Origin of the sequence: Spirosoma oryzae (genome assembly GCF_003002825.1) — a bacterium.
Classification (GTDB): Bacteria; Bacteroidota; Bacteroidia; order Cytophagales; family Spirosomataceae; genus Spirosoma; species Spirosoma oryzae.
The window spans coordinates 46,581-68,714 of the sequence record NZ_PVTE01000020.1 but is presented as its reverse complement, the minus strand read 5'-3'; the positions used below and the strand labels follow the sequence as shown (position 1 = coordinate 68,714).

General features: G+C 57.1%; 23 protein-coding genes. 8 read left to right on the top strand and 15 right to left on the bottom strand.

The window, feature by feature from the left end; all coding sequences use genetic code 11:
* Positions 1-56: 56 nt before the first annotated feature.
* A complete protein-coding gene (locus CLV58_RS20470) occupies positions 57-2,120 on the top strand; it encodes a hypothetical protein (RefSeq protein WP_106139695.1) in 2,064 nt (687 codons plus the stop codon).
* Positions 2,121-2,255: 135 nt separating this feature from the next.
* Here the strand turns inward: CLV58_RS20470 and CLV58_RS20465 are convergent, their stop codons facing one another.
* Entirely contained in the window at positions 2,256-3,620 is a 1,365-nt protein-coding gene (locus tag CLV58_RS20465) for a PQQ-dependent sugar dehydrogenase (RefSeq protein WP_106139694.1), read from the bottom strand.
* Positions 3,621-3,760: 140 nt separating this feature from the next.
* On the opposite strand from CLV58_RS20465, the gene CLV58_RS20460 reads away from it, so the two are divergent.
* The 3 genes from CLV58_RS20460 (at position 3,761) to CLV58_RS20450 (ending at position 6,168) form a co-directional block, all read left to right on the top strand.
* Entirely contained in the window at positions 3,761-4,114 is a 354-nt protein-coding gene (locus tag CLV58_RS20460; protein ID WP_106139693.1) for a tRNA-binding protein, read from the top strand.
* 57 nt (positions 4,115-4,171) lie between these two features.
* Positions 4,172-4,690 (top strand): hypothetical protein, encoded by a 519-nt coding sequence (locus CLV58_RS20455; RefSeq protein ID WP_106139692.1) that lies wholly within the window; start codon positions 4,172-4,174, stop codon positions 4,688-4,690.
* 110 nt (positions 4,691-4,800) lie between these two features.
* Positions 4,801-6,168, top strand: coding sequence for a M28 family metallopeptidase (locus tag CLV58_RS20450; protein WP_106139691.1), 1,368 nt, complete (start codon positions 4,801-4,803; stop codon positions 6,166-6,168).
* A gap of 71 nt (positions 6,169-6,239) precedes the next feature.
* Here the strand turns inward: CLV58_RS20450 and CLV58_RS20445 are convergent, their stop codons facing one another.
* Positions 6,240-6,692: an NUDIX hydrolase gene (locus tag CLV58_RS20445; RefSeq protein WP_106139690.1), complete on the bottom strand. Its 453-nt coding sequence runs from the start codon at positions 6,690-6,692 to the stop codon at positions 6,240-6,242.
* 92 nt (positions 6,693-6,784) lie between these two features.
* The gene (locus CLV58_RS20440; RefSeq protein ID WP_106139689.1) at positions 6,785-7,291 is read right to left on the bottom strand and encodes a Dps family protein; all 507 of its coding nucleotides are present in this window, start codon (positions 7,289-7,291) and stop codon (positions 6,785-6,787) included.
* 264 nt (positions 7,292-7,555) lie between these two features.
* On the opposite strand from CLV58_RS20440, the gene CLV58_RS20435 reads away from it, so the two are divergent.
* Positions 7,556-8,188, top strand: coding sequence for an SGNH/GDSL hydrolase family protein (locus CLV58_RS20435; RefSeq protein ID WP_245882398.1), 633 nt, complete (start codon positions 7,556-7,558; stop codon positions 8,186-8,188).
* Positions 8,189-8,346: 158 nt separating this feature from the next.
* Here CLV58_RS20435 and CLV58_RS20430 read toward each other — a convergent pair whose 3' ends face one another.
* The 10 genes from CLV58_RS20430 to CLV58_RS20385 form a co-directional block, all read right to left on the bottom strand.
* Positions 8,347-9,039, bottom strand: coding sequence for a DUF2306 domain-containing protein (locus CLV58_RS20430; protein ID WP_106139687.1), 693 nt, complete (start codon positions 9,037-9,039; stop codon positions 8,347-8,349).
* Positions 9,040-9,174: 135 nt separating this feature from the next.
* Positions 9,175-10,050: a LytTR family DNA-binding domain-containing protein gene (locus CLV58_RS20425; RefSeq protein WP_106139686.1), complete on the bottom strand. Its 876-nt coding sequence runs from the start codon at positions 10,048-10,050 to the stop codon at positions 9,175-9,177.
* A 6-nt stretch (positions 10,051-10,056) separates the two neighbouring features.
* Positions 10,057-10,680: a rhomboid family intramembrane serine protease gene (locus CLV58_RS20420; RefSeq protein WP_106139685.1), complete on the bottom strand. Its 624-nt coding sequence runs from the start codon at positions 10,678-10,680 to the stop codon at positions 10,057-10,059.
* Between the two features lie 79 nt (positions 10,681-10,759).
* On the bottom strand, positions 10,760-11,731 hold the full coding sequence (locus CLV58_RS20415; protein WP_106139684.1) for a polyprenyl synthetase family protein: 972 nt from the start codon (positions 11,729-11,731) through the stop codon (positions 10,760-10,762).
* A 231-nt stretch (positions 11,732-11,962) separates the two neighbouring features.
* Positions 11,963-13,609 (bottom strand): GAF domain-containing hybrid sensor histidine kinase/response regulator, encoded by a 1,647-nt coding sequence (locus tag CLV58_RS20410; RefSeq protein WP_106139683.1) that lies wholly within the window; start codon positions 13,607-13,609, stop codon positions 11,963-11,965.
* A 181-nt stretch (positions 13,610-13,790) separates the two neighbouring features.
* Positions 13,791-14,225 carry a nucleoside deaminase gene (locus CLV58_RS20405; protein WP_106139682.1) on the bottom strand — a complete coding sequence of 145 codons (435 nt, stop codon included), beginning with the start codon at positions 14,223-14,225 and terminating at the stop codon, positions 13,791-13,793.
* 118 nt (positions 14,226-14,343) lie between these two features.
* Positions 14,344-14,931, bottom strand: coding sequence for a ribonuclease HII (locus CLV58_RS20400; protein ID WP_106139681.1), 588 nt, complete (start codon positions 14,929-14,931; stop codon positions 14,344-14,346).
* Between the two features lie 171 nt (positions 14,932-15,102).
* A complete protein-coding gene (locus CLV58_RS20395) occupies positions 15,103-16,191 on the bottom strand; it encodes a VWA domain-containing protein (RefSeq protein ID WP_106139680.1) in 1,089 nt (362 codons plus the stop codon).
* 1 nt (position 16,192) lies between these two features.
* The gene (locus CLV58_RS20390) at positions 16,193-17,140 is read right to left on the bottom strand and encodes a hypothetical protein (RefSeq protein WP_106139679.1); all 948 of its coding nucleotides are present in this window, start codon (positions 17,138-17,140) and stop codon (positions 16,193-16,195) included.
* Positions 17,141-18,007: a DUF58 domain-containing protein gene (locus CLV58_RS20385; protein ID WP_106139723.1), complete on the bottom strand. Its 867-nt coding sequence runs from the start codon at positions 18,005-18,007 to the stop codon at positions 17,141-17,143.
* 95 nt (positions 18,008-18,102) lie between these two features.
* On the opposite strand from CLV58_RS20385, the gene CLV58_RS20380 reads away from it, so the two are divergent.
* From CLV58_RS20380 to CLV58_RS20370, 3 genes are all read left to right on the top strand, one after another.
* Complete coding sequence (locus CLV58_RS20380) at positions 18,103-18,474, top strand: DUF4296 domain-containing protein (RefSeq protein WP_245882396.1); 372 nt, start codon at positions 18,103-18,105, stop codon at positions 18,472-18,474.
* Positions 18,471-19,817: a protoporphyrinogen oxidase gene (gene hemG / locus CLV58_RS20375; RefSeq protein ID WP_106139677.1), complete on the top strand. Its 1,347-nt coding sequence runs from the start codon at positions 18,471-18,473 to the stop codon at positions 19,815-19,817. Before CLV58_RS20380 ends, hemG begins: the two co-directional genes overlap by 4 nt.
* A 77-nt stretch (positions 19,818-19,894) precedes the next feature.
* Entirely contained in the window at positions 19,895-20,668 is a 774-nt protein-coding gene (locus CLV58_RS20370; RefSeq protein ID WP_106139676.1) for a polyprenol monophosphomannose synthase, read from the top strand.
* 254 nt (positions 20,669-20,922) lie between these two features.
* On the opposite strand, the gene CLV58_RS20365 is transcribed toward CLV58_RS20370, so the two are convergent.
* Entirely contained in the window at positions 20,923-21,207 is a 285-nt protein-coding gene (locus CLV58_RS20365; protein WP_106139675.1) for a DUF167 domain-containing protein, read from the bottom strand.
* Positions 21,204-22,115, bottom strand: a complete 912-nt coding sequence (locus CLV58_RS20360; protein ID WP_106139674.1) for an SDR family oxidoreductase — start codon at positions 22,113-22,115, stop codon at positions 21,204-21,206. Before CLV58_RS20360 ends, CLV58_RS20365 begins: the two co-directional genes overlap by 4 nt.
* Positions 22,116-22,134: the final 19 nt, after the last annotated feature.

Genomic DNA, 22,134 nt, shown 5'->3' with positions numbered 1-22,134 from the left:
CGTCGTTTACCGACGGGCGTTTACGGATCAACGCCCGTTTTCTAGCTACTGCGCTCATGCCGTACATTCCGTTTGTCAGCACCGTCCGCGACTACGTGGTTGCGTTTTACCAGACGCAGCGCAACGCTCTGATTGTTATCATTACCCTACTGATCGCCCTGTACATCCTGACGGGTACCGATCAGGCGGGGGATATGATCGAAGCGGTTATCAGCTCCGGTGTTGGCAGTCCGCTATTCCTGTTTATTCTAATCGGTGCCTTTCTCTGGAGCTGGACGGTCTACAGCAGTACACGACTTATTCTGCACGTATCGCCGGTTGGGTTACGGCTTAGTCCGGCGATGGATATGCTACTGCGCTGGCTTCCCCGGCTGGGCGGTATGCTGCCGAGCCTGATTCTTGCCTTTGCGTTCTGGGAACCGATGCATCCGCAGCCTTTTCTGCTGATGGGCATGAGTGGCCTGATGCTGTGGTCGTTTCGGCTGGTCGAGCAGCACGTTCCTGTTTTCGCGGTACCTACCCGCTGGATATTCCGGAATCGCTATACCAGTATCGTGCAGGACGTTCGGACGTTGTGGCGGCATCCGCTGGGGCGGCTTGTCGTTTCAATTGGCTTTATCTTGACGGCTGTACTGCTGATTCTGTTCAGCCTGCCGGTGCAATGGGGTATCGCCCGGTATTTCCGCCCGACGGCCGTTATTCTGTTCGGCATTTCGGTGTACACGTTTTGGGGAAGCCTGCTGGTGTACTTCAACGACTACCGCTATCGGCCTTTGCTGCTGGTGGTCGGCCTGTACTTCGTAACGGTTAGCGCTTTCAACGACAACACAACGGTTCGGACCGCCACCGACACATCCGTTGCCCAAATTAGTAACCGCCCGACCGTCGACGCGCATTTCGCCCGCTGGGTAGAAGCCCGGCGTAGTGTCGCCCAGCGTGGAGTCGCCCGGCGTGGAGTCGCGGGACGCCCTTCTGCCAAAGACACCATCCCGTTGCTACTCGTCGCAGCTGAAGGGGGCGGCATCCGGGCGCTGAACTGGACCGCCGAAACGCTCATCCGGCTCGACTCCATCATTCCGGGCTTCAGTCGCCATGTGTATGCGCTGAGTGGCGTCTCGGGTGGGGGCGTGGGGACGGTGTTTTATACAGCCTTCCTGCGCGACGTTGCCGAAGCCCGGCGTATTCATCGCTTCTCGCAGTTCCGTCGGGTCATCCGGGATGATTATCTGTCGGCGGTGTCGGCGGCTTTATTATTCCCGGAAGCCATTCAGCGCCTGTCGCCCGTGGCCATACCGGCGCTGGAGCGGGGCAAGTGGCTGGAAGATTCGTGGGCCGATTCGTACCAGCGCAACCTGGGGCTGTCAACGCTCGACAGTGCCGTAACGAGCCTATACCAGCGGCCCAATGGTTACAATTACGACCTGCCCTCGCTGTTGCTGAACGGTACACTGGCGGAGTCGGGGCAAAAGGTTATCACGTCGAACCTGAAACTGGACAGCCGTTATTTCCGGGACGTTGTGTCGACGGTTGACTTACTGGGTCACGACGTGCCCTTGAAAACGGCGGCTTCGCTGTGCAGTCGTTTTCCGGTGGTGACCAATGGCGCACTGATCCGCGACAGTGCGCCCACAAACGGGATTACGCAGCCCTACGGTGGCCATGTGGTCGACGGGGGCTATTTTGATAACTCGGGCGTTGAAACCTGCTTCCAGTTGCTGAACAACCTCGTTCCGTCGATTCGCCGACTGGATTCGACAGGGCAGGCTACGGTCGTCCCCTACATTCTGTTTATCCAGAACAGCAACACCATGGGTCGAACGACGCGGGCGCAGTCGGTGATGCAGATTATCCGGATTCCGCTGCTGGGCTTTTTCAACGCCTGGGACAACGGGTCGATCACCCGCGACAATATGTTCAACTCGTTTGTCGATCGCTTTGCCAATCCGCGCACCAATTACCTGACGCTTCGGCTGGCTTATAACGATCGGTATCCGCTGGGCTGGTACTTGTCGGAACGTGTCGCCAACCGGCTTAGCGATCAGGCCCGCGACTCGATCAGTTTAAAAAACCCCGCCCTCCGGCAGCTTCAATCAGCGTTCCGGCGAGCGGGGGTGAGATAGACGTAGCCCGTACTATGTAGCCTGGACCTCCAGGTCCGGGTGCCCGTCAGGGCAATCGATTCCGGCGGTAGCTTTCCTGGTCGCTGTCGCGCCCACCCGGACCTAGAGGTCCAGGCTACATAATACAGGCTACTCCTATTTCTTCGCAGTGTACATAATGCGCCAGACTTTCCCTTTTACGGAATCCGTTACGTAGAGCGATCCGTCGGGGCCTTCCGCCAAACCGACCGGCCGCGCTTTGGCATCGCCGGGACTAGCCAGCGCCAGTTTACCGGCGTTCGCGTTTTCGCCCGGTGTTCCCTGCTCCTCGACACCCGCGAAATTTTCGGCGAAGACCTCGTATTTACCCGATGGCAGACCGTTTTTCCCGAACGGAATAAAGGCCACGAAATAACCGCCCTGGTTCAGTGGCGCGCGGTTCCAGGAGCCGTGGAAGCAGACGAACGCGCCGTTGCGGTAGCGAGCCGGAAAGGCGTTCGCCCCCGAACTGCCTTTGTAAAACAGCAGATCGTTGGGTGCCCAGTGCGCGGGAAACGCCATGATTGGCTTGTCTTTGCCGGCACAGCGATCCTGCGTTTTGCCGTCGCCACCGTACTCCGGTGCCAGCATTTTCTTGTTTTGAAAATGGTCGTTGTAGCAGTACGGCCAGCCGAAGTCAGACCCATTGTTGACCTGTAGAAATTCCTCCGACGGCAGTTCGGCGCTGACGGTATCGGTAAATACACCGCCCCAGTTGTTGAGGTTATCACGACCGTGTTGCAACGCGTACAGCTTGTTGTCAGACGTGTTCCAGTCGAGGGCTACGGCATTACGAATACCCGTAGCATATCGTTTTCCGTCCGCCTGTTTCTGGTTCAGTTTGTTGGCGTCGAATACCCAGATACCACCGTAATTTTCCAGAATCGGGCAGGGGTCCATGCCTTTCGAGCCTTTCTGCCGGTCTTTTTCCTGACAGGCGTTCGACGGTGCGCCGAAGTTGACAAACAACTTGCCATCGGGCGAGAGCGCCAGCGACTTACTGGCATGTTGTCGTTGCAGCGTCAGCCCCACCACGATCGGTTCGGCCTGCGTGGTCGCCATTACCTTGCCATTGGTCATCTTGTAGCGATACACCGACGTATCCGACGACGCGTAGAGATAGCCGTTGTAAATGCCCATTCCCGTACCGGGATAGGTACCGAACGTGATGGTTTGGTCGGCCCGGCCGTCGCCGTTCGTGTCGAGCAATTCAACGATGCCCTTCCCGTCTTTCAACCGGTCGAGTTTGACGTAGAGTGTGCCGGTTACGGGGTCGGCCACGGCGTGGCGGGCACGACCCAGATTGTCGGCGAACACCAGCGCCTGAAAGCCTTTGGCCAGTTTGATACCACCGTTGTCCGGGTCAGGCGCAATACGGGTCGCCGGGTTGGGTGTCTTACTTCCCTTTGTCGGGGGTGTTCCGGCCTGTACCGTTAAGGTTAGGGTTGTTGCGGCCGCAAGCAGCCATACAGTTGATTTCATGGGTATGAGTCGATGCGTGTACGTTTGTGACGCGAGGGTAACCATCCGGTACGGGTGAAGGTTTCTTCCGGGAGGACTCTCGCATGCATTGACAAAATAGCCTATCTTATCAAAGTTACTCATCCATTAACCACTACTGTATGAACACACCCGAGCAACCCGCCCCGATCAGTTGGGCCGATTTCGAAAAAGTTGACATGCGGACTGGCACCATCGTCGCCGTCGAGCCGTTTCCGCAGGCCCGTAAACCGGCCTACAAGCTGACCATCGACTTCGGCGACCTGGGACTGAAGCGCAGTTCGGCCCAGATCACCACGCTCTATACGCCCGACACGCTGGTCGGTCAGCAGGTTATTGCGGTGGTAAATTTTCCACCGAAGCAGATCGCTACGTTTCGCAGCGAATGCCTGGTGCTGGGGTCGGTTGCCGCCGATGGTACGGTTACCCTGCTACAACCCGAACGGACTACGCCAAACGGCCTTCGGATTGGATAACATCCAGCGGCCCCGTACGTTTATGAAGGCAAAGCTCTACCGCCATTCCCAGTCTCTATGCGCTACATTTTTCTGTTCGTGTTGCTGATCAGTACTCAGCTCGTTGTCGCGCAGCAGCGTGCGGGCGAAGACACCGTTTACTACCGCTCAGCACCCATCCCCCGGCATTTGCTTCCCATCGAACGGGCCGGTGGTACCATCTACTTTTACGGCGGCAAACGACTTTCGTCGCCCTATTCGCTCGAAGTACCGTTCTACGAACTTAACGACCCGACGGTGACGCACCACTTTCGCACGTTCCGCACGCTGCGTACGCTTAGTCAGCTGACCTCACTGGCGACCCTGGCCTATTTGGTTTTTTCGCCCGGCCGGGGCCGCGACGATGCCTATTGGATTGTCTACGGTTCGTCGATCGCGGCATCGCTGACCATGTCGGTTATCGGCAATCGGCAGGTCAACAAAGCCGTTACACGGTACAACGAATTGCTCCTGCAAACCCGCATTGGTCTGGCAACCCCCATTGTGCCGCTGACGGGTCAGCCTGCCATCGGCGCGGGCGCTGCCTGGTCGTTTTAGGAGCGAGTAAGTCAATATGAGCCGGGTTTAACGTCGGCGCAACACGGCGAATTCAGCAGTCGTGCATTCCTGCGCGTTTTTGGGTAGATTCGGGACCCAATTATCGACTCATGAACAAACGCTACGCTTTTCTCTTCGCCTTGCTGACGGCTTCGCTTCCGTCGGTTGCGCAAACCATCATCGTCAATCGCGATCCACAAATCGCCGACCTCGTCAGTCAGCTGTCGGCCGATAGCCTGCGGTCGCACATCAACGGCCTTGTCAGCTTCGGCACGCGCCATACACTCAGTACTACGAGCGATCCGAAAAAAGGCATCGGTGCCGCCCGGCAGTGGATACTCGGCAAGTTCAATCAGTACGCCAGACAGTCGGGCGGTCGTCTGACGGCCACCATCGACAAATGGACGCTGTCCGCCGACGGGCGACGCATCGATAAACCGGCCGACATGGGCAACGTCATGGCGACCCTGAAAGGTACCGACCCGGCCGACACGCGGGTGTTCATCGTGCAGGGACATATGGATAGTCGCGTCACCAACGTCATGAACCGCGACGCCGACGCACCCGGTGCCAACGACGACGGATCGGGTACGGCAGCGGTCATCGAACTGTGCCGGGTGATGAGTAAAAGTCAGTTTCCCGCAACGATCATCTTCGTCGCACTGACGGGTGAAGAGCAGGGCCTGCTGGGTGCCGAGCATCTGAGCGAACGCGCCGTGACCGAGAAATGGAATCTCGAAGCTGTGCTGAACAACGACATCATGGGCAGCAATAACAGCAACGAAACCAACATCATCGACAACACGCGGCTGCGGGTGTTTAGTGAGGGACTACCCGGTAACCTGCTCAAAGACACGACCAATCGCATCAGTCAGATTCGGCAGTTCGGCAACGAAAACGACGGCAAAGCCCGCTCCCTGGCCCGTTACCTGAAAGAAGTCGGCGAACGTTATGTCGACAATCTGGAAGTGGTGATGGTGTACCGCAACGACCGGTACCTGCGCGGTGGCGACCATACGCCCTACGTGCAGCGGGGATTTGCAGCCGTGCGGCTAACGGAAATGAACGAGAACTACAACCATCAGCATCAGGACCTGCGGACAGAAAACAGCACTGAATACGGTGACTACCCGAAATTCATGGATTTCGATTATCTGCGGAAAAATACGGCCGTGAACCTGGCAACGCTGGCCAATCTGGCGAAAGCCCCCACCGTACCCCAGAAAGTAACCGTCGACGTACGCAACCTGACCAATTCGACGGTGCTGTACTGGCAGGCACCACAGGTCGGGAAAGTAAAAGGCTACTATGTGCTGATGCGCGAAACGTACTGGCCGTTCTGGCAGAAGAAGTTCTTCACCACAAAACTCGGCATGACCCTGCCCTATTCGAAAGACAACTATTACTTCGCCGTGCAGGCCGTCAGCGAAGACGGCAACGAGAGTCTGCCCGTACTGCCGGTGCCCAACCTGCGGTGAGGCTTCGGTTCACGGTGGTTGACGCGCGAGTACTCTGGCGTCAGCCACCGTAACCCATAAACCGAATACACTTATCCGAAGTACCGCTGCTCGATACGGCCGATGTAGCCCAGGTAGGTGGCACTGCTGAACCACGGCAGAAGCCGGGCACCAACGTTGGGATAGAGATTGAGCTGGGATATGTCAGTTATGGGTTTCCAGACCAGTTCGAGGGCCGACGTTTCGGCGGGATTTAGTTCGGGGGTTCCCTGAAGGTTACGGGCGGCAAAAACGACATGCAGTACATCGTCGTTTCGCTCCGTTAGCAGCATTTCGCCCGCAAGAATCATCTCCCCCACGTCGACGCGCACACCGAGTTCCTCGTGTAGTTCGCGGACGATTGTTTCGGGTAAAATTTCGCCCCGGTCGGGGTTACCGCCGGGCAGGGCAAACACATCCTGGCCGCCATAGCAATAGCGCATCAGCAACACTTCGGTTTGGCTATCCTGTACGCGCCAGATCAGCGCAGAAGGCCGTACTTTCATATAAAAACAGTTTACGGTATTCGGTTTACAGTTTTCGGAGGTACTATGATACGACCGATACACCGTAAACTAAATACCGTAAACTGGATACTTTAGTTAATGTCCCGCGTGGTTTCGAAGAGGAACCAGCTGCGACGCTCGGTTTCGTCGATGTAGTTTTCGAGCAGGCTGGCCGTCGCTACGTCTTCGGCATCGTCGGCGATTTTGTGCGTGTCCCGCATGTTCTTTGCCATCTTTTTATTCTCGTTCAGCAGGTCGAGCAGCATGTCTTTCGGGGCCACGAAATCTTCGTCGTTGTCTTTCACTCGTTGCAACTGAGCGATGTGCGCCACCGACCGGATGGTGTTACCACCAATTTTTCGGGCTCGCTCAGCTAGTGGGTCGATGGTTGCGAAGATCTGATCGCCCTGCTCGTCGAGCAGCAGGTGATAGTCACGGAAGTGCCGACCCGACATATGCCAGTGGTAGTTCTTTGTTTTGATGTAAAGCGCGAATGCGTCGGCAACGAGTTTGTTGAGCGCATCGACCACTTTCTCCCGGCCTTTTTCCGCTAAGTCGTTCGGGGTATCGAGTTCTTTCACCTGATTGATATCGGCCATGATCTATGGGTAATTTATCCGTTTGTGTTCAGATTCGTTTGTGGAGAAAACCAGGCCCATACGGGTTTGTTCGGTAGACAAACTAGATTTAATGGCTGTTTAAAGTCAGTCCAAAACCGGCTCCGACTCGTATATCATTGGTAGCTTAATTCATTCGATTCAATGCTTTTTCAATTTATCGCCCAGCTTGCTGCCCTGACGCTGGTACTTGCCTGCAACCAGTCGTCGCCCACGCTTACGAAACCCATTGCCGGAACCTCACCCATGCTCACAGAGCCCGCTACCACAACAGCGACCTATTCCTTTCTCTCACTCGGCGACTCCTATACGATCGGGGAAAGCGTCGACGCGGCCGACCGGTGGTCCGTTCAGCTGGCGGGCATGCTTCGTCAGGACAATAGCAACGTTATGAACCCCGATATTATCGCCCGAACTGGCTGGACGACGGCGGAGTTGCAGGATGCGATCAAAGCCGCCAACAACACGAAAACGTACGACCTGGTATCACTGCTGATCGGGGTCAACAATCAGTACCGGGGGCAGTCGGTCGATCGCTACCGGACGGAGTTTCGCAACCTGCTGCAAACGGCCATCCGATTTGCGGGTAACCGGCCCGCCCGTGTCGTTGTGCTGTCGATTCCCGACTGGGGTAAATCGCCGTACGCGAGTGGACGAAATCAGGAACAGATTGCCAACGAAATCGACGCGTTCAATACCACCGCTCAGGAAGAATGCGACAAAGCGGGGATCTCGTTCGTCGACATTACGCCCCTGACCCGGCAGGCTGCAGGCGATGCCAGTCAGTTCGCCAATGATGGGCTTCATTACTCCGGCCGGCAGATGAAACAGTGGGCTGAAAAAGCCCGGCCGACTGTGGAAGCGATGCTGAAGCGGTAGTTGTTTGTGAGTGGTGTCAGGTCGGGCCGAGCTGGCGCTCCAGACCTGACACCACTGTGAATCAGGTAGCTGCTAATTGGTCGCTGTCGCGCCCACCAGACCTGGAGGTCTGTGCTACACTGCGTGGTGGCCACCGTAAACCGTATACTGAAAACCGTCTACGCCAAGGTTGTCTTGGGGCGGTCGAATTTCTGTTTGTAGTGTCGGATGGTGCGGGCGATAAGCAGGCCACCCACCAGTGTTGGGGCAATCCAGCCGATCGTACCGACCCATTCAGGTGTTCCCGCTGGCATCATCCGGTACATATTGTTGACCAGAAAGGCGGTGAACGTGGCGATGTACGATGCCCCCATCCGGGCAATGTGGTGGTAAAACCAATGCATTTTTTCGGGTGCGTGACCAAACGATTTGGCGTCATGCCACGCGTTCCGGAACGTCAGGAAACCGAAGAACGAAAACAGTACGGCAAACACCGACACACCGTCTGTCAGCAGGTAAGCACCAAAACCCATCATTCCAACGCTAACGACCAGCGTTCCATAAGTCAGCAGTCGGTCGGCCTGGGTGGGGCCGGATTTCTTTTGTTTGGTAGCCCGCCAGCCGGTCATGCAGAGGTAAAAACTCAGCACGGCGATACCCGTCAGAAACAGGCGGAACAGGTTGAACGATTGCAGCACACACATCGGTAAGGCGGTCACGGCGACGACAATCATTGCCCAGACGTAGATCAGTCCGCTACGGTTGTGGACTTTAGCGCCTTTCTTGGAAAACATAGCGACCAGACCAACCAATAAGGCAACTGTACCGGCGAGAACGTGAATGATGGTGATGGCGATAATAAGCGTATGCATGACCGTTTGTGTTTGCGATTCGTTGGGACAAACGTAGCGCAACTCATCCGGCGGGTGCAATTTAAAGGGCTGTCTGACAGCGTTTGGGGCGTTTGGTAACCCAAAATGGCCAATGGGACAAACGGGAAGGCTGATTTACAAGGCTTTCAGCTGCGCCACCAGGCTGTCGTTGTATTTGCGGGCAACCGGAATCTGAAACTGCCCGTCGAACAAATGCAGCTTGTAGCCCTGTGCATTGCCGGTTACCTTTTCGACCCGATCAAGGTTAACGACAAACGACCGGTGGCAACGAACAATGTCCGCCCGGTCGATCTGCCCTTCCAGCCGGCTCAGGCTACTGCGCAGGAGCGGCTTTATGGGCTGTCCGTTTTTCAGGTACACCACCGTGCAGTAGTTATCGCTCGACTCGATGTACAGCAATTCGCCGGGCTGGAGTGTAATCGTATCTTTCTCGTTGTCGGCAACCAGCGTTAGCGATGTAGCCTCAGTCAGTTCGGTGTGAACCGATTCGGCAACAGCAGGTGGTGTATGTACGGGTAGCTCGGCCGCCTGCCGGACATACTGCCGCAGGCGAATCACATAGCCGGCTACGACAGCACCGACCGATGGGAAGACCCCAATCAGAAAAGTAATCGCCAGCATGCTCAGCCAACTACTCATACCGGGTTTAATGCCAGTCAGTGCAACAAGATAAAGCCGGTTGGCGACCGTAATAAGCAGGATGTTGGTAACGATCAGCAGAATCGCTTTTCCCACCGTCCAGACGCGATCCGAGAAAGCGGCCGGGAACAGCCGGGGCCATACTAGAAAGTGCAGTGCTGTCACGGCGAAGCTGACGACGCCATAGCCCAGAATCTTCGGTGTCTTGTACGGCGTTTGCCAGGTTGCGATACCGAACGGCTGGAAGATCAGCAAAAACAGGCCGACGAACAGGCCGATCAGCGCAGCGCGACGCAGGGCCACGCCAGCAGGCTCCTCGATCGGATACGGTTGACGAAGCAGCCGGAACATAAATGGTTAGAAAATACGCCAGCTGGCAATTTGCTCGATAAACTGGGGCAACACCTGCGGATAGATCGCGATCATGGCCACGATCCCGAAGATAGCTCCGTACAAGTGCGCGTCGTGGTTGACATTACCCCGGTTCTGCTTCGATTCGTAGTACGAATACGCCAGGTAGAGCGCGCCGAAGATGAAGCCCGGAATACCGATGGGAATGAAATAAATGTAAATTTTCGACAGCGGGCTGAACAGGATAGCCGCGAACAACACCGACGAAACGCCCCCCGACGCCCCCAGCGAGTTGTAGGCCGGATCGAAGCGGTATTTCAGGTAGCTGGGAATGTCGGATACCAGGATACCCGCCAGGTAAAAACCGATCAGGTAGATCGGACCGAGCCCGCCGAACAGCGCCGAAAAGATCTGCTCGATTATTCCGCCGAAGAAATACAGGCTAAGCATGTTGAACAGCAGATGCCCGACGTCGGCGTGGATAAAGCCCGATGTCAGGAATCGATGGTATTCACCCCGGCTATAAATCCGGTAGGGATTCATGAGCCAGCTGTCCAGCAGCGACGGGCTGCGCCAGGCCAGAAAACTGGTCAGGGCTGTAACAGTGATGATAAGCAGAATGGTGGTCATGCAGGCAATTTGTTGTGTACTGCGGTTGTGCGCCGGTAGCCGACCGCACAAACCAATAACCCGGCATTGCTGGTATTAGTTAGCTTTCGCGTCCGATCAGTTGCTGTACGAAATCGAGCAGTACCGCCTTGCGGGCGGGGTCGGCATCGATGCGGGCGAAGCAGTCGAAACCACGAGCGAAATAGTCGTCGATGCGCTGTTCGGTCAGCTGACGAATATTCAGCTGATCGTAAATCGACGTGACGGCCCGTACCTTTTCCGCTTTGTCGAAATCGGTGCGCCGGAGCCAGTCGTCCAGTTCACTGCGCAAGGGCCCCTGGCCTTTTTCTAGCGCTTCGATCAGCAGAAACGTCTTTTTATTGGCGATAATATCCCCGCCCACCTGTTTGCCGAACTTAGCCGGATCACCGTAGACGTCGAGCAGATCATCTTTCAGTTGAAACCCAATCCCGACGTTGACGCCTGCGTCGTAGAGCAGTTGGGTCGTTTCCGCATCGGCACCGGCAATCAGCCCCCCCAGTTCAAGGGCAAAGCCCAGCAGCACCGATGTTTTCAGCCGAATCATGTCGATGTACTCCGTCTCGGTAACGTCCCAGCGGGTTTCGAAATTCATGTCCAGTTGCTGCCCTTCGCATACTTCGGCAGCCGTCCGACTGAAACGCGTCATGACCGTTTTCAGCGCGCCAGCCTCTACGTTCAGCATCAGTTCGAATGCATTAACCAGCATCACGTCGCCTGACAGGATGGCGGTGTTGGGGTTCCACTTCTCGTGCACGGTCAGATGGCCCCGGCGCAATGGTGCCTGATCCATGATGTCGTCATGCATGAGGGTGAAGTTGTGGAACACCTCGACAGCCAGTGCCGGGCGTACTGCCTTCTCCCAGTCGTCGGTGAACAGGTAAGTCCCCATCAGTGTCAGCAGCGGCCGCAGTCGCTTGCCACCCAGGCTCATAATGTACCGAATGGGGTCGTATAGTTCGGGCGGGTGCTGCCCGTATTGGGTAGTAGTCAGTTCGGTTTGAAGGACGTCGACGAAGGAGTCTATACGCATGGGTAGGGCCAGCGGCCACGTAGGTTGTGGCTCAAAAATAAGGCAAATACCGCCGAAAACCCTAACCCCGGCAATAGAGTCGGTACCAGCGATGCACCGGCATATCGATCAGCCGACCCGACAAAATAAAGCACACCTCGTTTTTTCCGGGGTTACCCCGATTGTCAGCCGGTTTGTTGGGTCATAGCAACGATTCACGTTTACGGTCCCTGAGCGCAGCAGCCAGTGGCGTCAGGCGCTTCCGCGAGCCATGCCCTGTGCTGGTTTTATTAATTCGTCGAGCAGGTGCATCAGTTGCTGCGGTAAAAACGGCTTCCGTAAAAACCCGTCGAAGCCGGACGTCCGTACCTTTTCCAGCGTTTCGATGCTATCGTCGGCGGAGAGCGCGATAATCGGGGTATCGGGTTGGATAGACCGTAGTTCTCCGGCCAGTTCGTAGCCATCCAGTTCGGGCATATGCAGATCCAGCAGCATACTCAGGTAGGGCGTCTGCCGGGCTGCGTCGAGGGCCACCACCGGGTCGTTGAACGCGTCAACCTGTCCACCCTGTTGCAAAATGGCGTGTACCAGCATCTTGGTGTTGAACGGACTATCATCGACGGCCAGCAGCTTGCCCGCCGTTCGCCAGTCCACGGTAGGGGGTGTCAGGTCGACTGTGGGCAACGTAAGCCGGAAACCGAAGCAGGACCCTTTGCCGACTTCGCTCGTTACCTCCATCCGGCTATTCATGAGGTCGATCAGTTGCCGGGTGATGGCCAGCCCCAGCCCGGTTCCCCCATATTGCCGGGTCGTCGCGGCCGATACCTGCGTATATTCGTTGAACAGCGTTGCCAGCGACTCCGCCGGAATACCGATCCCCGTATCGATCACGTTGATTAAGACAGTTACGTCGGCATCGGTCCGTTCGACAACGGTGGCTTCCACGCTGACGCCCCCTTCTTTGGTGAACTTAAGCGCGTTGCTAATCAGGTTGATAAGCACCTGCAAGAGTCGGGTGGCATCGCCCCGCAGCTGCTGCGGAATCGTCGCGTCGAGTTTGGTGGTGAGTTGCAGTTTTTTCTGCCGGGCCTGCCACGCCTGCATGTCGACAGCCTGCTGAATCAGCTCGGCAACCGAGAATGGAATGGCTTCCAGCAGTAGCTTTCCCGCCTGTAGTTTGCTGTAATCCAGAATATTATTCACCAGACTAACCAGCGTTCGGCCCGTCGTCTGAATGCGTTGCAGGCTGCTTTGCTGATCGGGGTGCGTGGGCTGTTCAAGCAGCAGTTGCGTGTAGCCTTCCAGCGCGTGCAGGGGCGTCCGAATCTCGTGGCTCAGCGTGGCCAGCAGCTGCGCTTTCTGATGCGCCAGGGCTTCCGCTTCAGCCTGGGCTACACGTAGATTGTTGTTTGTGCGGTGTAGTTCCATCAGCAGTGCCACCTGATCGGCCAGGGCTTTCAGCGCCGTGTGTTGCTCAGACGTCAGCTGACGCGGTTTCTGGTCGATCACGCACAGCGAGCCGATGGCATAGCCCTCCGACGAACGCAGGGGCACACCGGCGTAGAAGCTAACGTTTGGGTTACCAATAACCGACGGATGGTCCCAGAACCGGGTATCCGTCCGCATATTCTCGATGATCAGCGGCCCTTGCTGATTGATCGTGTGTGCGCAAAATGACAGATCGCGCGGAATATAGTCGACGTCGATGCCGTGGCTCGATTTCACCCATTGCCTGTCCTCATCGATCAGGCTCACCAGCGCAAATGGGGTCAGGCAAAGTTGCGAAGCAATGTGGGATACGCGGTCGTACTCAAGCTCTCGGGGCGTATCAAGCAGTCTGTACTGATGAAGTGACGCAAGCCGTTGTACTTCATCAGCCGGAATAGGCGCTTTCTGCATTAGTCGAAAAGATAGCGTTGGTCAAGGGGCCGACTGTCTTTTGCTCGTCATCGCACACCAGTCTCGCCACGTTCGTCAGAACGCTCCGTACAAAAAGCGTACTAACCGACGGAAAAGAGCGAATCATACAATTAATTACACGCTAATTCATCAGTTACCCCCTGAAGTATATACGAGTGATTTATAGTTCGCCGATGTCTTCGTTCCAGAGCGTCGGTCTGTCGGCAATAAACTGCTCCATCATCTCGACACATTCCGGCAAATCGAGGTCGATGACTTCAACGCCGTGCTGTTCCATAAAGGCCCGCGCCCCGGCAAACGTCCGCGATTCGCCAACGATCACTTTCGGAATTTTAAACTGCACGATGGTCCCCGCGCACATATAGCAGGGCATCAGCGTAGAATAGATAACCGTATCGCGGAATGACCCGACCCGACCGGCATTGTTCAGGCAATCCATCTCGCCGTGCAGGATGGGGTTATCCTCCTGCACCCGCTTGTTATGGCCTGCGGCCACGAGTTCACCCTTCTTCACCAGCGCCGAGCCGATGGGTATCCCTCCCTCACTCAGGCTTTTCCGGGCCTGCCGGATAGCCTCTTCCATAAATTCGTCCATGGTTTCGGTAATCAGTTTTCGGTATACGGTTTTCGGTTTTTCTGTCCGGTTTTACCTGGGAAGTACGAAAACTACGAACTACGCACCGTAAACTGTATACGGTAAACCGAAAACCAGCTCAAAAGCGAAAACTCAATCGGTGGTGCGGTGTCTGACCGAATTGCCGGATGGCATCGCGGTGAAGGGGGGTTGGGTAGCCCGCATTCTGCGCCCAGCCGTAGGCCGGATAGTCAGTTCCTAGCTGGGTCATCAGCTCGTCGCGGTAGGTTTTAGCCAGCACGGAAGCCGCAGCGATCGACAGGTAGAGACTGTCGCCCTTTACGATGCAGGTGTGAGGCAGCAACGGGTACGGTACGAAACGGTTACCGTCGACCAGCAGGTGCTGGGGGTGCGGTAACGCCGGTCGGCTGACGAGTTGATCGACGGCCTGGTGCATGGCCAGAAACGACGCCTTCAGAATGTTGATTCGATCGATCTCGGCGGGCGACACCTCGGCAATCGCCCAGTTCAGCGCGTCGCGTTCAATGTCGAGCCGGACCCGCTCGCGCTGCCGCCGGGATAGCTGCTTGGAATCGGTCAGTATCGGGTGCTGATAATCGGGGGGCAGAATAACCGCAGCCGCCACGACCGGCCCGGCCAGACAGCCCCGCCCGACCTCATCAAGCCCGGCTTCAATCAGTGTCGCGTTATAGTGGGGTTTGAGCATGTTGGGTTTGTCGTTTACGGTTTTCAGTATTCAGTATACCGCTGTTTGTGTAGCCTGGACGTCCACGTCCGGGTGGGCGCGGAGCGACCAATTAGCTACCGCATGGCGTTGTTGCCCTAACGGGCACCCGGACGTGGACGTCCAGGCTACACAAACCACCAGCTTCAAACCCTAATCCTCAAGCACATTGCCGAAGATGGTTAGTTTCAGGAGCATCACGAACAGCAGAAACGAAATGCCCCAGTAGAGATAAATTCGGTAATAATCACGCACGTCTTCATAGACCCGAATCTGGACAGGTGCCTTTTCGAGCCGGTCGATCTGCGCGAAGACGGCCCGCAGGCGTCGGGCGTCGGCAGCGCGGAAGTAGCTGCCCGCTCCCGTCGTCGCGACGGTTTTCAGGATGCCTTCGTCAACGGTGGCCTCACTGTTCTGTCCCGCCAACCGCCCAACCGCAATGGTATAGATGCGAATACCGAACGCCCGCGCCAGCCGGGCCGCCGTCAGCGGGTCCAGGTTACCGGCCGTATTGTCGCCGTCGCTCAGCAGGATAATAACTTTACTGCGTGTGTTGGTCGTTTGCACCGAATCAGCAGAGGGTGCCCCCGGATCGCGGCCTGGCGACTCCCGGAGTGGCGACTCCCGCAGGCGGTTGATACAACGAGCCAGGGCGTCGCCAATCGCCGTACCCGACGTACGAATCAATTGATCGTTCAGCTCGCCGACGTATTGTTTCAGCACGACATAGTCCGTTGTAAGCGGGCAAAGTGTGAAGGCTTCGCCGGCAAAGGCGACCAGCCCGATACGGTCGCTCCGGCGGCCATTGATAAACTGCTGCGCCAGCTTGCGCGCTACCGCCAGCCGATTGGGTGGCAGATCGGTATCGGCCATCGACGCCGACACGTCCATCGCCAGCATAATGTCGATACCCAGCGATTCTTCTTCCCGTTTCTCCCGTACCAGTTGTGGCCGGGCCAGGGCGATCAGCAGCAGGCTCATGGCCAGAAACATCGACAGCGGCAACAGATAGCGTAGTCCGCTGACAAGCCGTTGTAACAACGACATCGGCACCGGCCCGCTGCCACCTCGCCTGTCGTTCCCCGACAGAACCAGCCGCTGCCGGGTGGCTCGATACAGGTATTGCCGCAGCAGAAACAGCAGCAGCGTAGCCGGAATCAGGTAGAGCGCCAGCGGATGCGCGAAGCGAAACGACTGCCAGACAGCAGGGCTGAACCAGTGAAGCGAATACCAGGCGTCCATATCAGTTCGGTTCGTCGGTTTGTGGTTCAGGCGGGTTCGATGTCGGCTGCAGAATCTGCTGCCGACATCGGACGTAGGTTTGTTCAGCAACGTCACGCAGTACGCGCAACGCCCCCACCGATTGCTCCGAGAACGCCCCACCGTAGATCATCCGATCGGTGGTGCGCAGCGCATCGGCTACCCGGTCGTCGCCGGTAAGGTCGGCAATTTCCGATGTCGTCAGCGCAGCATACGCCTGTCCCGACAGCTGTCCCATGTACGCTTTCCAGCTTACCGTTACCTGATTGGCCGTGTCGGCAATCGTTTCGCTGGACAGATTGGTCGTCAGCCGGTCGTGCTCGGCCAGAAAGCGGTTATGCCGCCGGCTCAGTTGATACAGCCGCCCCTGCTGCCGCAGCCACTTACCGAACAGCAGCAGCAACACCAGCAGACTGAGACAAAGCAGCCCCACGACCTGAAGCAGCCGGGGATAGTTGAACTGTTGCCGCAACGGAGCCAGCCGTGTATCGGAAGCCAGCGTCGTTGCCATTGGCTGGCCGGGGCGGGTTGTCAGGCGCGACCGTAGAAACACCGTGTCGGGCCGAGATTCGATCGTCGTGCAGTCAGCAGCGTTGATGAGCCGGACGGGTGGTTTTATTGTTTGTAGTGGGTCGACGCTGAACGACACCAGCGTGTAGACGGCACTGTCGCGGCTGATCGAGCCCGTCGTCACCGTTGGCGTAACGGTCACCTGCGTCACGCGAAACGGGCGAAACTGCGTGGCAGTATCGGGGAACAGCACATCGACGCCAGCCGCGTGGTGGTACGAAAACGTGTACTGAAACGGGCGGCCAATCTCGATACTGTCGGTCAGGAAACGACCCACGGGCAACCCCGCCGGCTGGGGTTGCGCCCACAGCGCCCCGCCCGTCAGGCCAATGGCAAGCAACAGCAGTACGAGTCGGTTCATCTATTGGTATTTACGCACCCGAAATAAGTCGACCAGCCGGGGAATAAAATCTTCCTGCGATTCGAGCGCCAGGTAATTGGCGTTGTACTGCCGACACAGCCGCTCGAGCTGCCGCTGATTGGTCTGAAACGACTCCCGCAGCTGATTCCGAAACGCCATCGACGACGTGTTGACCCAGCTGACCCGGCCCGTTTCGGCATCGTGAACCGGGATAATGCCCAGCCGGGGCAGGTTTACTTCCCGTCGGTCGTAGAGGTGAACCACAACCAGATCGTGTTTGCGGGCCAGTGCTTTCAGGTTATGCTCGTAGCCAGTATCGATAAAATCAGACAGCAGAATCACAACGCTGCGCCGTTTCAGAATATTGAGCGTGAACAGCAACGCATCGGCAATGTTGGTACGCGTCGATTGCGGCTCCAGCGCCAGCAGACTCGTGAGCAACTGATAGCCGGTTTTCATCGTACTGGCCGGTTTGATGTAGCACTCTTTCTGGTCGGAAAAACAGTACATCCCGACGTGGCTGGCTTCACGAATGGCCGACATGGCCAACACGCCCGTTACGTCGCGCGTCGTATCCAGTTTGAGCCGTTGCCGGGGGCCCACCTGCTGCGATGCACTCACGTCGACGACGAAGAAAACGGTCTGGTCTTTTTCCTCCCGAAACACCTTCACGAACGTGCCGTGCCCCTTCGACGATACGTTCCAGTCGATGGCCCGCACATCGTCGCCATACTGGTAGGTACGCAGATCGCTGAACTCAAGTCCCGTGCCTTTAAAGACCGAGCGAAACGTACCGCGCATCTGCGAATTTACCGCCTTTCGAATCTGAATATCGAAGTAGCGGATTCGGGCCAGAAACTCATCGATCTGCATTCGGTGTTAGGCTTTTTTAACGGGCACGTCCGAACTTTGCCCGGTAGGATTAGCTTACAAAAGTAAGGGTAAAATCCATGTACAGACTCTTGAACACACAAACCGTCCGGCACGGCTGGTACCTGCTCAGCCTGCTGTTGCTGCTGGGCTGTCAGGCACCGGAAGACCAAAAGCCCGACGACCTGATTTCGGAAGACCGGATGGCCGATATTCTGACGGAGGTCCATCTGGCTGAAGCGCAGACGAGCCGCCTGAGCTTAGCGTCGACCGACTCGGCACGGGTAGCCTACAAGCACATCGAAACCAAGTTGTTCCAGAAGATGAAGGTCGACACAGCGGCTTATTCGCGCAGTTTTATCTTCTATTCGTCGCATCCGAAGTACCTGGAGCGCATTTACCAGAACGTGGTCGATCAGTTGAAGAAAAAGATAGGTCAGGTCGATACGCTGCGCAAATCATGAGTATCGGCATCATCGGCGCGGGCATTTCGGGGCTGACGCTGGCCCACGCGCTACAGCAGCAGGGTATCGCCTATCACCTCTGGGAAGCCAACGATCGGGCTGGCGGATACATCGGCTCGACCTGGGAACAGGGGCCCGATGGCCAGGCCTATCTGCGCGAACTGGGCCCGAACTCACTGCTGGGCGACACCGCGCTTCTCAACTGGCTGGACAGCCTGGACCTGACACCCGAGATTGTCTTTAGCAACGACGTCAGCAAGCACCGCTACATCTACCGCAACAGGCAGTACCGCGAACTACCCGGCACACCCCCGGCCCTGCTGCTGGGATCGTTTTTCAGTCTGCGAACCAAGCTGGCAGCCCTGCGCGAGTTGTGGAACAAAACGACCTCGCCCCCCGGCGAAACGCTCGGCCAGTTTTTCCGGCGTCGGTTCAGCCCGGAAGTTGTCGACTACGCACTCGGCCCTTTTGTCGCGGGTATCTACGCAGGCGACCCGGAGCAGTTGCTCGTCGCTGAAACGTTTCCGTCGCTGCTGGCGTATGAACGGGAGTACGGTTCGGTGGTGCGGGGACTGATTAAAAATCAGGGAAAGACCGAGCGAAAAAAGTCGTTCAGCTTTCGCAATGGCATGCAGACGCTGACTGATACGCTGGCAAAATCGCTGACAGGATTGTCGCTGGCAGACCCGGTCGGTCAAATCGAGCCACTTGCTGACGGCTGGCGGGTTACGGCTTCGTCGGGTACAGTGCAGGTCGACCAGCTGGTCATCGCAACGAATACCGGGGCGGCAGCCCGCTTGCTGGGTACGCTTGTCCCTACCGTGGCCGACGCACTGCGGCAGATCAACTACCCGCCGATGACAGCGGTCCACACGGTCTACAAACGGGCCGACGTCAGTCATCCGCTCGACGGCTTCGGTGGCTTGAATCCGAAGGTGGAGGGTCGGTTTGCTGCGGGGCACATCTGGAGTAGTTCGGTATTTACCGGTCGCTGCCCCGACGATGAAGTACTGCTGACGACCTTCGTGGGCGGTCAGCAATCGGCTGATAATGCCCGGCTGGACGACGCGATCATCCGGCAGCGCGTGCATCAGGAGCTGGTCGACGGCTTCGGCGTACGGGCGCAGGCACCCATCTGGCAGTCGGTATTCCGGTGGGAGCGGGCCATTCCCCAGTACGACGCCCGGCTGGCCGCGCTTCGGCAGCAAGTCGACACGCTGCCGCTGCCGAACCTGGCTGTGTGCGCGAACTGGTACGGTGGTGTATCGCTGGCCGACTGCATCGGAAAAGCCCGTACGCTGGCCGATAAACTGGCCGCGACTACGCTGATTAAGAAATTTTAACGATTAACTTGTACGGAAAACAGGACGGTCATTGTTTAACTTACAGAACCGCTTGTTCCCTAATTACTCCCAATCCCGTGAAAGATCGCCTGGTTGTTATTCCCACTTATAACGAAATCGAGAACATCGAAGCCATTATCCGTAAGGTGTTTAGCCTATCCGTGCCGTTCGATCTACTCATCGTCGACGACGGCTCGCCCGACGGGACGGCGCAGCGGGTTCGCGACTTGCAGGACGAATTTGCGGGGCGGCTGTACATGCTCGAACGGCGGGGCAAACTGGGCCTGGGAACCGCCTACATCGACGGGTTCAAATGGGCACTCTCGCGGGGCTACAACTACCTGTTCGAGATGGACGCCGACTTCTCCCATAACCCCGACGATCTGGTCAACCTCTACCGGGCCTGCGCGGAAGGGGGAGCCGACGTAGCCGTTGGATCGCGGTACATTCGGGGCGTCAATGTCGTCAACTGGCCGATGGGTCGGGTACTGATGTCGTACTTTGCCGGCGTATACGTGCGGTTCATCACCGGAATGAGCATCATGGACCCCACGGCGGGCTTTATCTGCTACCGGCGCGAGGTGTTGGAAATCATCCTGCATAACCCCATAAAATTCGTTGGTTACGCGTTTCAGATCGAGATGAAGTTTACCTGCTGGAAGTACGGCTTCCGGCTGGTCGAAGTACCGATTATCTTCACCGATCGGACGAAGGGCGTGTCCAAGATGTCGTCGCGCATTTTCAAAGAAGCCGTTTTTGGCGTGATTCAGATGAAGATAAGCAGCTTTTTTCGCCACTACGTCCCTCGAAAGCCAAGTGTCACTGTCGCCGAACCGGTCGACGTTCTGTAATACAGACTATCCTGTGAAGAAGCGCCCGTAACGAAGGCGCTTTTTTGTTCTGATCCGTCCTACACAACAGCCTTCAAGACGGAGATTCTGGACGTGGGTGAGTTATCTCCGCTCACCTGCCCGGCGTGTACTGGTGTCCTGATCTGCATTCAGGAGGATAACCGGATTTGCTGCCGCTGCCATACCGATCACGCACCCACGGCAAGTTCGCTACTGGTCGAAACGGCCAAGCTGACGGGCAAAACTCGGACTGTCTACGAACCACCTGAAGCGGAAACCGTCTTTACTCGGTCCAGAAACCGCGCGTAGTCGGCTTCTGACACAGCAATGTCCAGCCGCTTGTGCGGATTAGTGAATCCAGCGACGATGGTTACGGCAGACTTGGGAATACCCAGCTCACGCGCGAACAGTTCGGTCAGGTAGGCATTGGCCCGCCCCTCCTGCGCCGGGGCTTTGAGTTTGACCGTTAGTTGCCCGGCAGCATCGATCGCAAACAGATCGACTTTGCTGCCGGGCTTCGCTTTTACGGAAATCGTCACGCGGGCTGTTGTAGTTGGCTGGCCAGTACGGCAATGCCTTCTTCGAAGCTGTGGGGATCGTAGCCAAGTACCGTCCGGGCCTTGTCGAGTACGAAGCCTGTACGCGGGGGCCGACGGGCGGTCTGTTTGAACGTCGATCCATCGGCCTGGGCAATCAGCGATTTGTCGAGTCCGAAATAGTCAGCCGTTTTGATGGCCATCTCATAGGGCGTCAGCACTTCCTTACCGGAAATGTTGAAGATACCCTCGGCCCGCTGATCGGCGATCAGGTAGCAACCCTTCGCCAGGTCTTCGGCCAGCGTCGGGCTCCGCCACTGATCGGTCACGACCTTGATATTTTTTCCGTCTTCGAGCGACTTCTTCACCCACAGAATGATGTTGCTGCGGCTCATGTCGTGCGCGATACCGTAGACCAGCACCGTGCGGGCGATAGCCCAGCTGATACCCGAGTGCCGCACGACACTCTCGGCCGCCAGTTTACTCCAGCCGTAGAAGCTAATCGGGTTACCTTCAGCTGTTTCGTCGTAGGGGCCAGCCGTACCGTCGAAGATAAAATCGGTCGAGACATGGACCAGAAAAGCGCCCGTTTCGCGGCAGGCTTCGACCAGCGATTCGGTGGCGGTCACGTTCTGTGCCCAGCAGTCGTCTTTCTGCAATTCACACTTATCCACATCCGTCATGGCCGCAGTGTGGATAACTACGTCCGGGCGGGTCGAACAAATGACGTTCATCACCTGTTGCCGGTCGGTAATATCCATCGGCTGATATGAGTAGCCCTCAGCGTACGGCAGGCGATTGTCACCCCGAGCAGTAGCAATAAGCTCTACGTCAGTCGTTTGCGTTAGCAGATCGACCAATTTCTGACCGAGTAGCCCATTCGAGCCGGTTAAAAGAATCCGTTTTTTCATTGTGTGCTGGTAGGCGGTT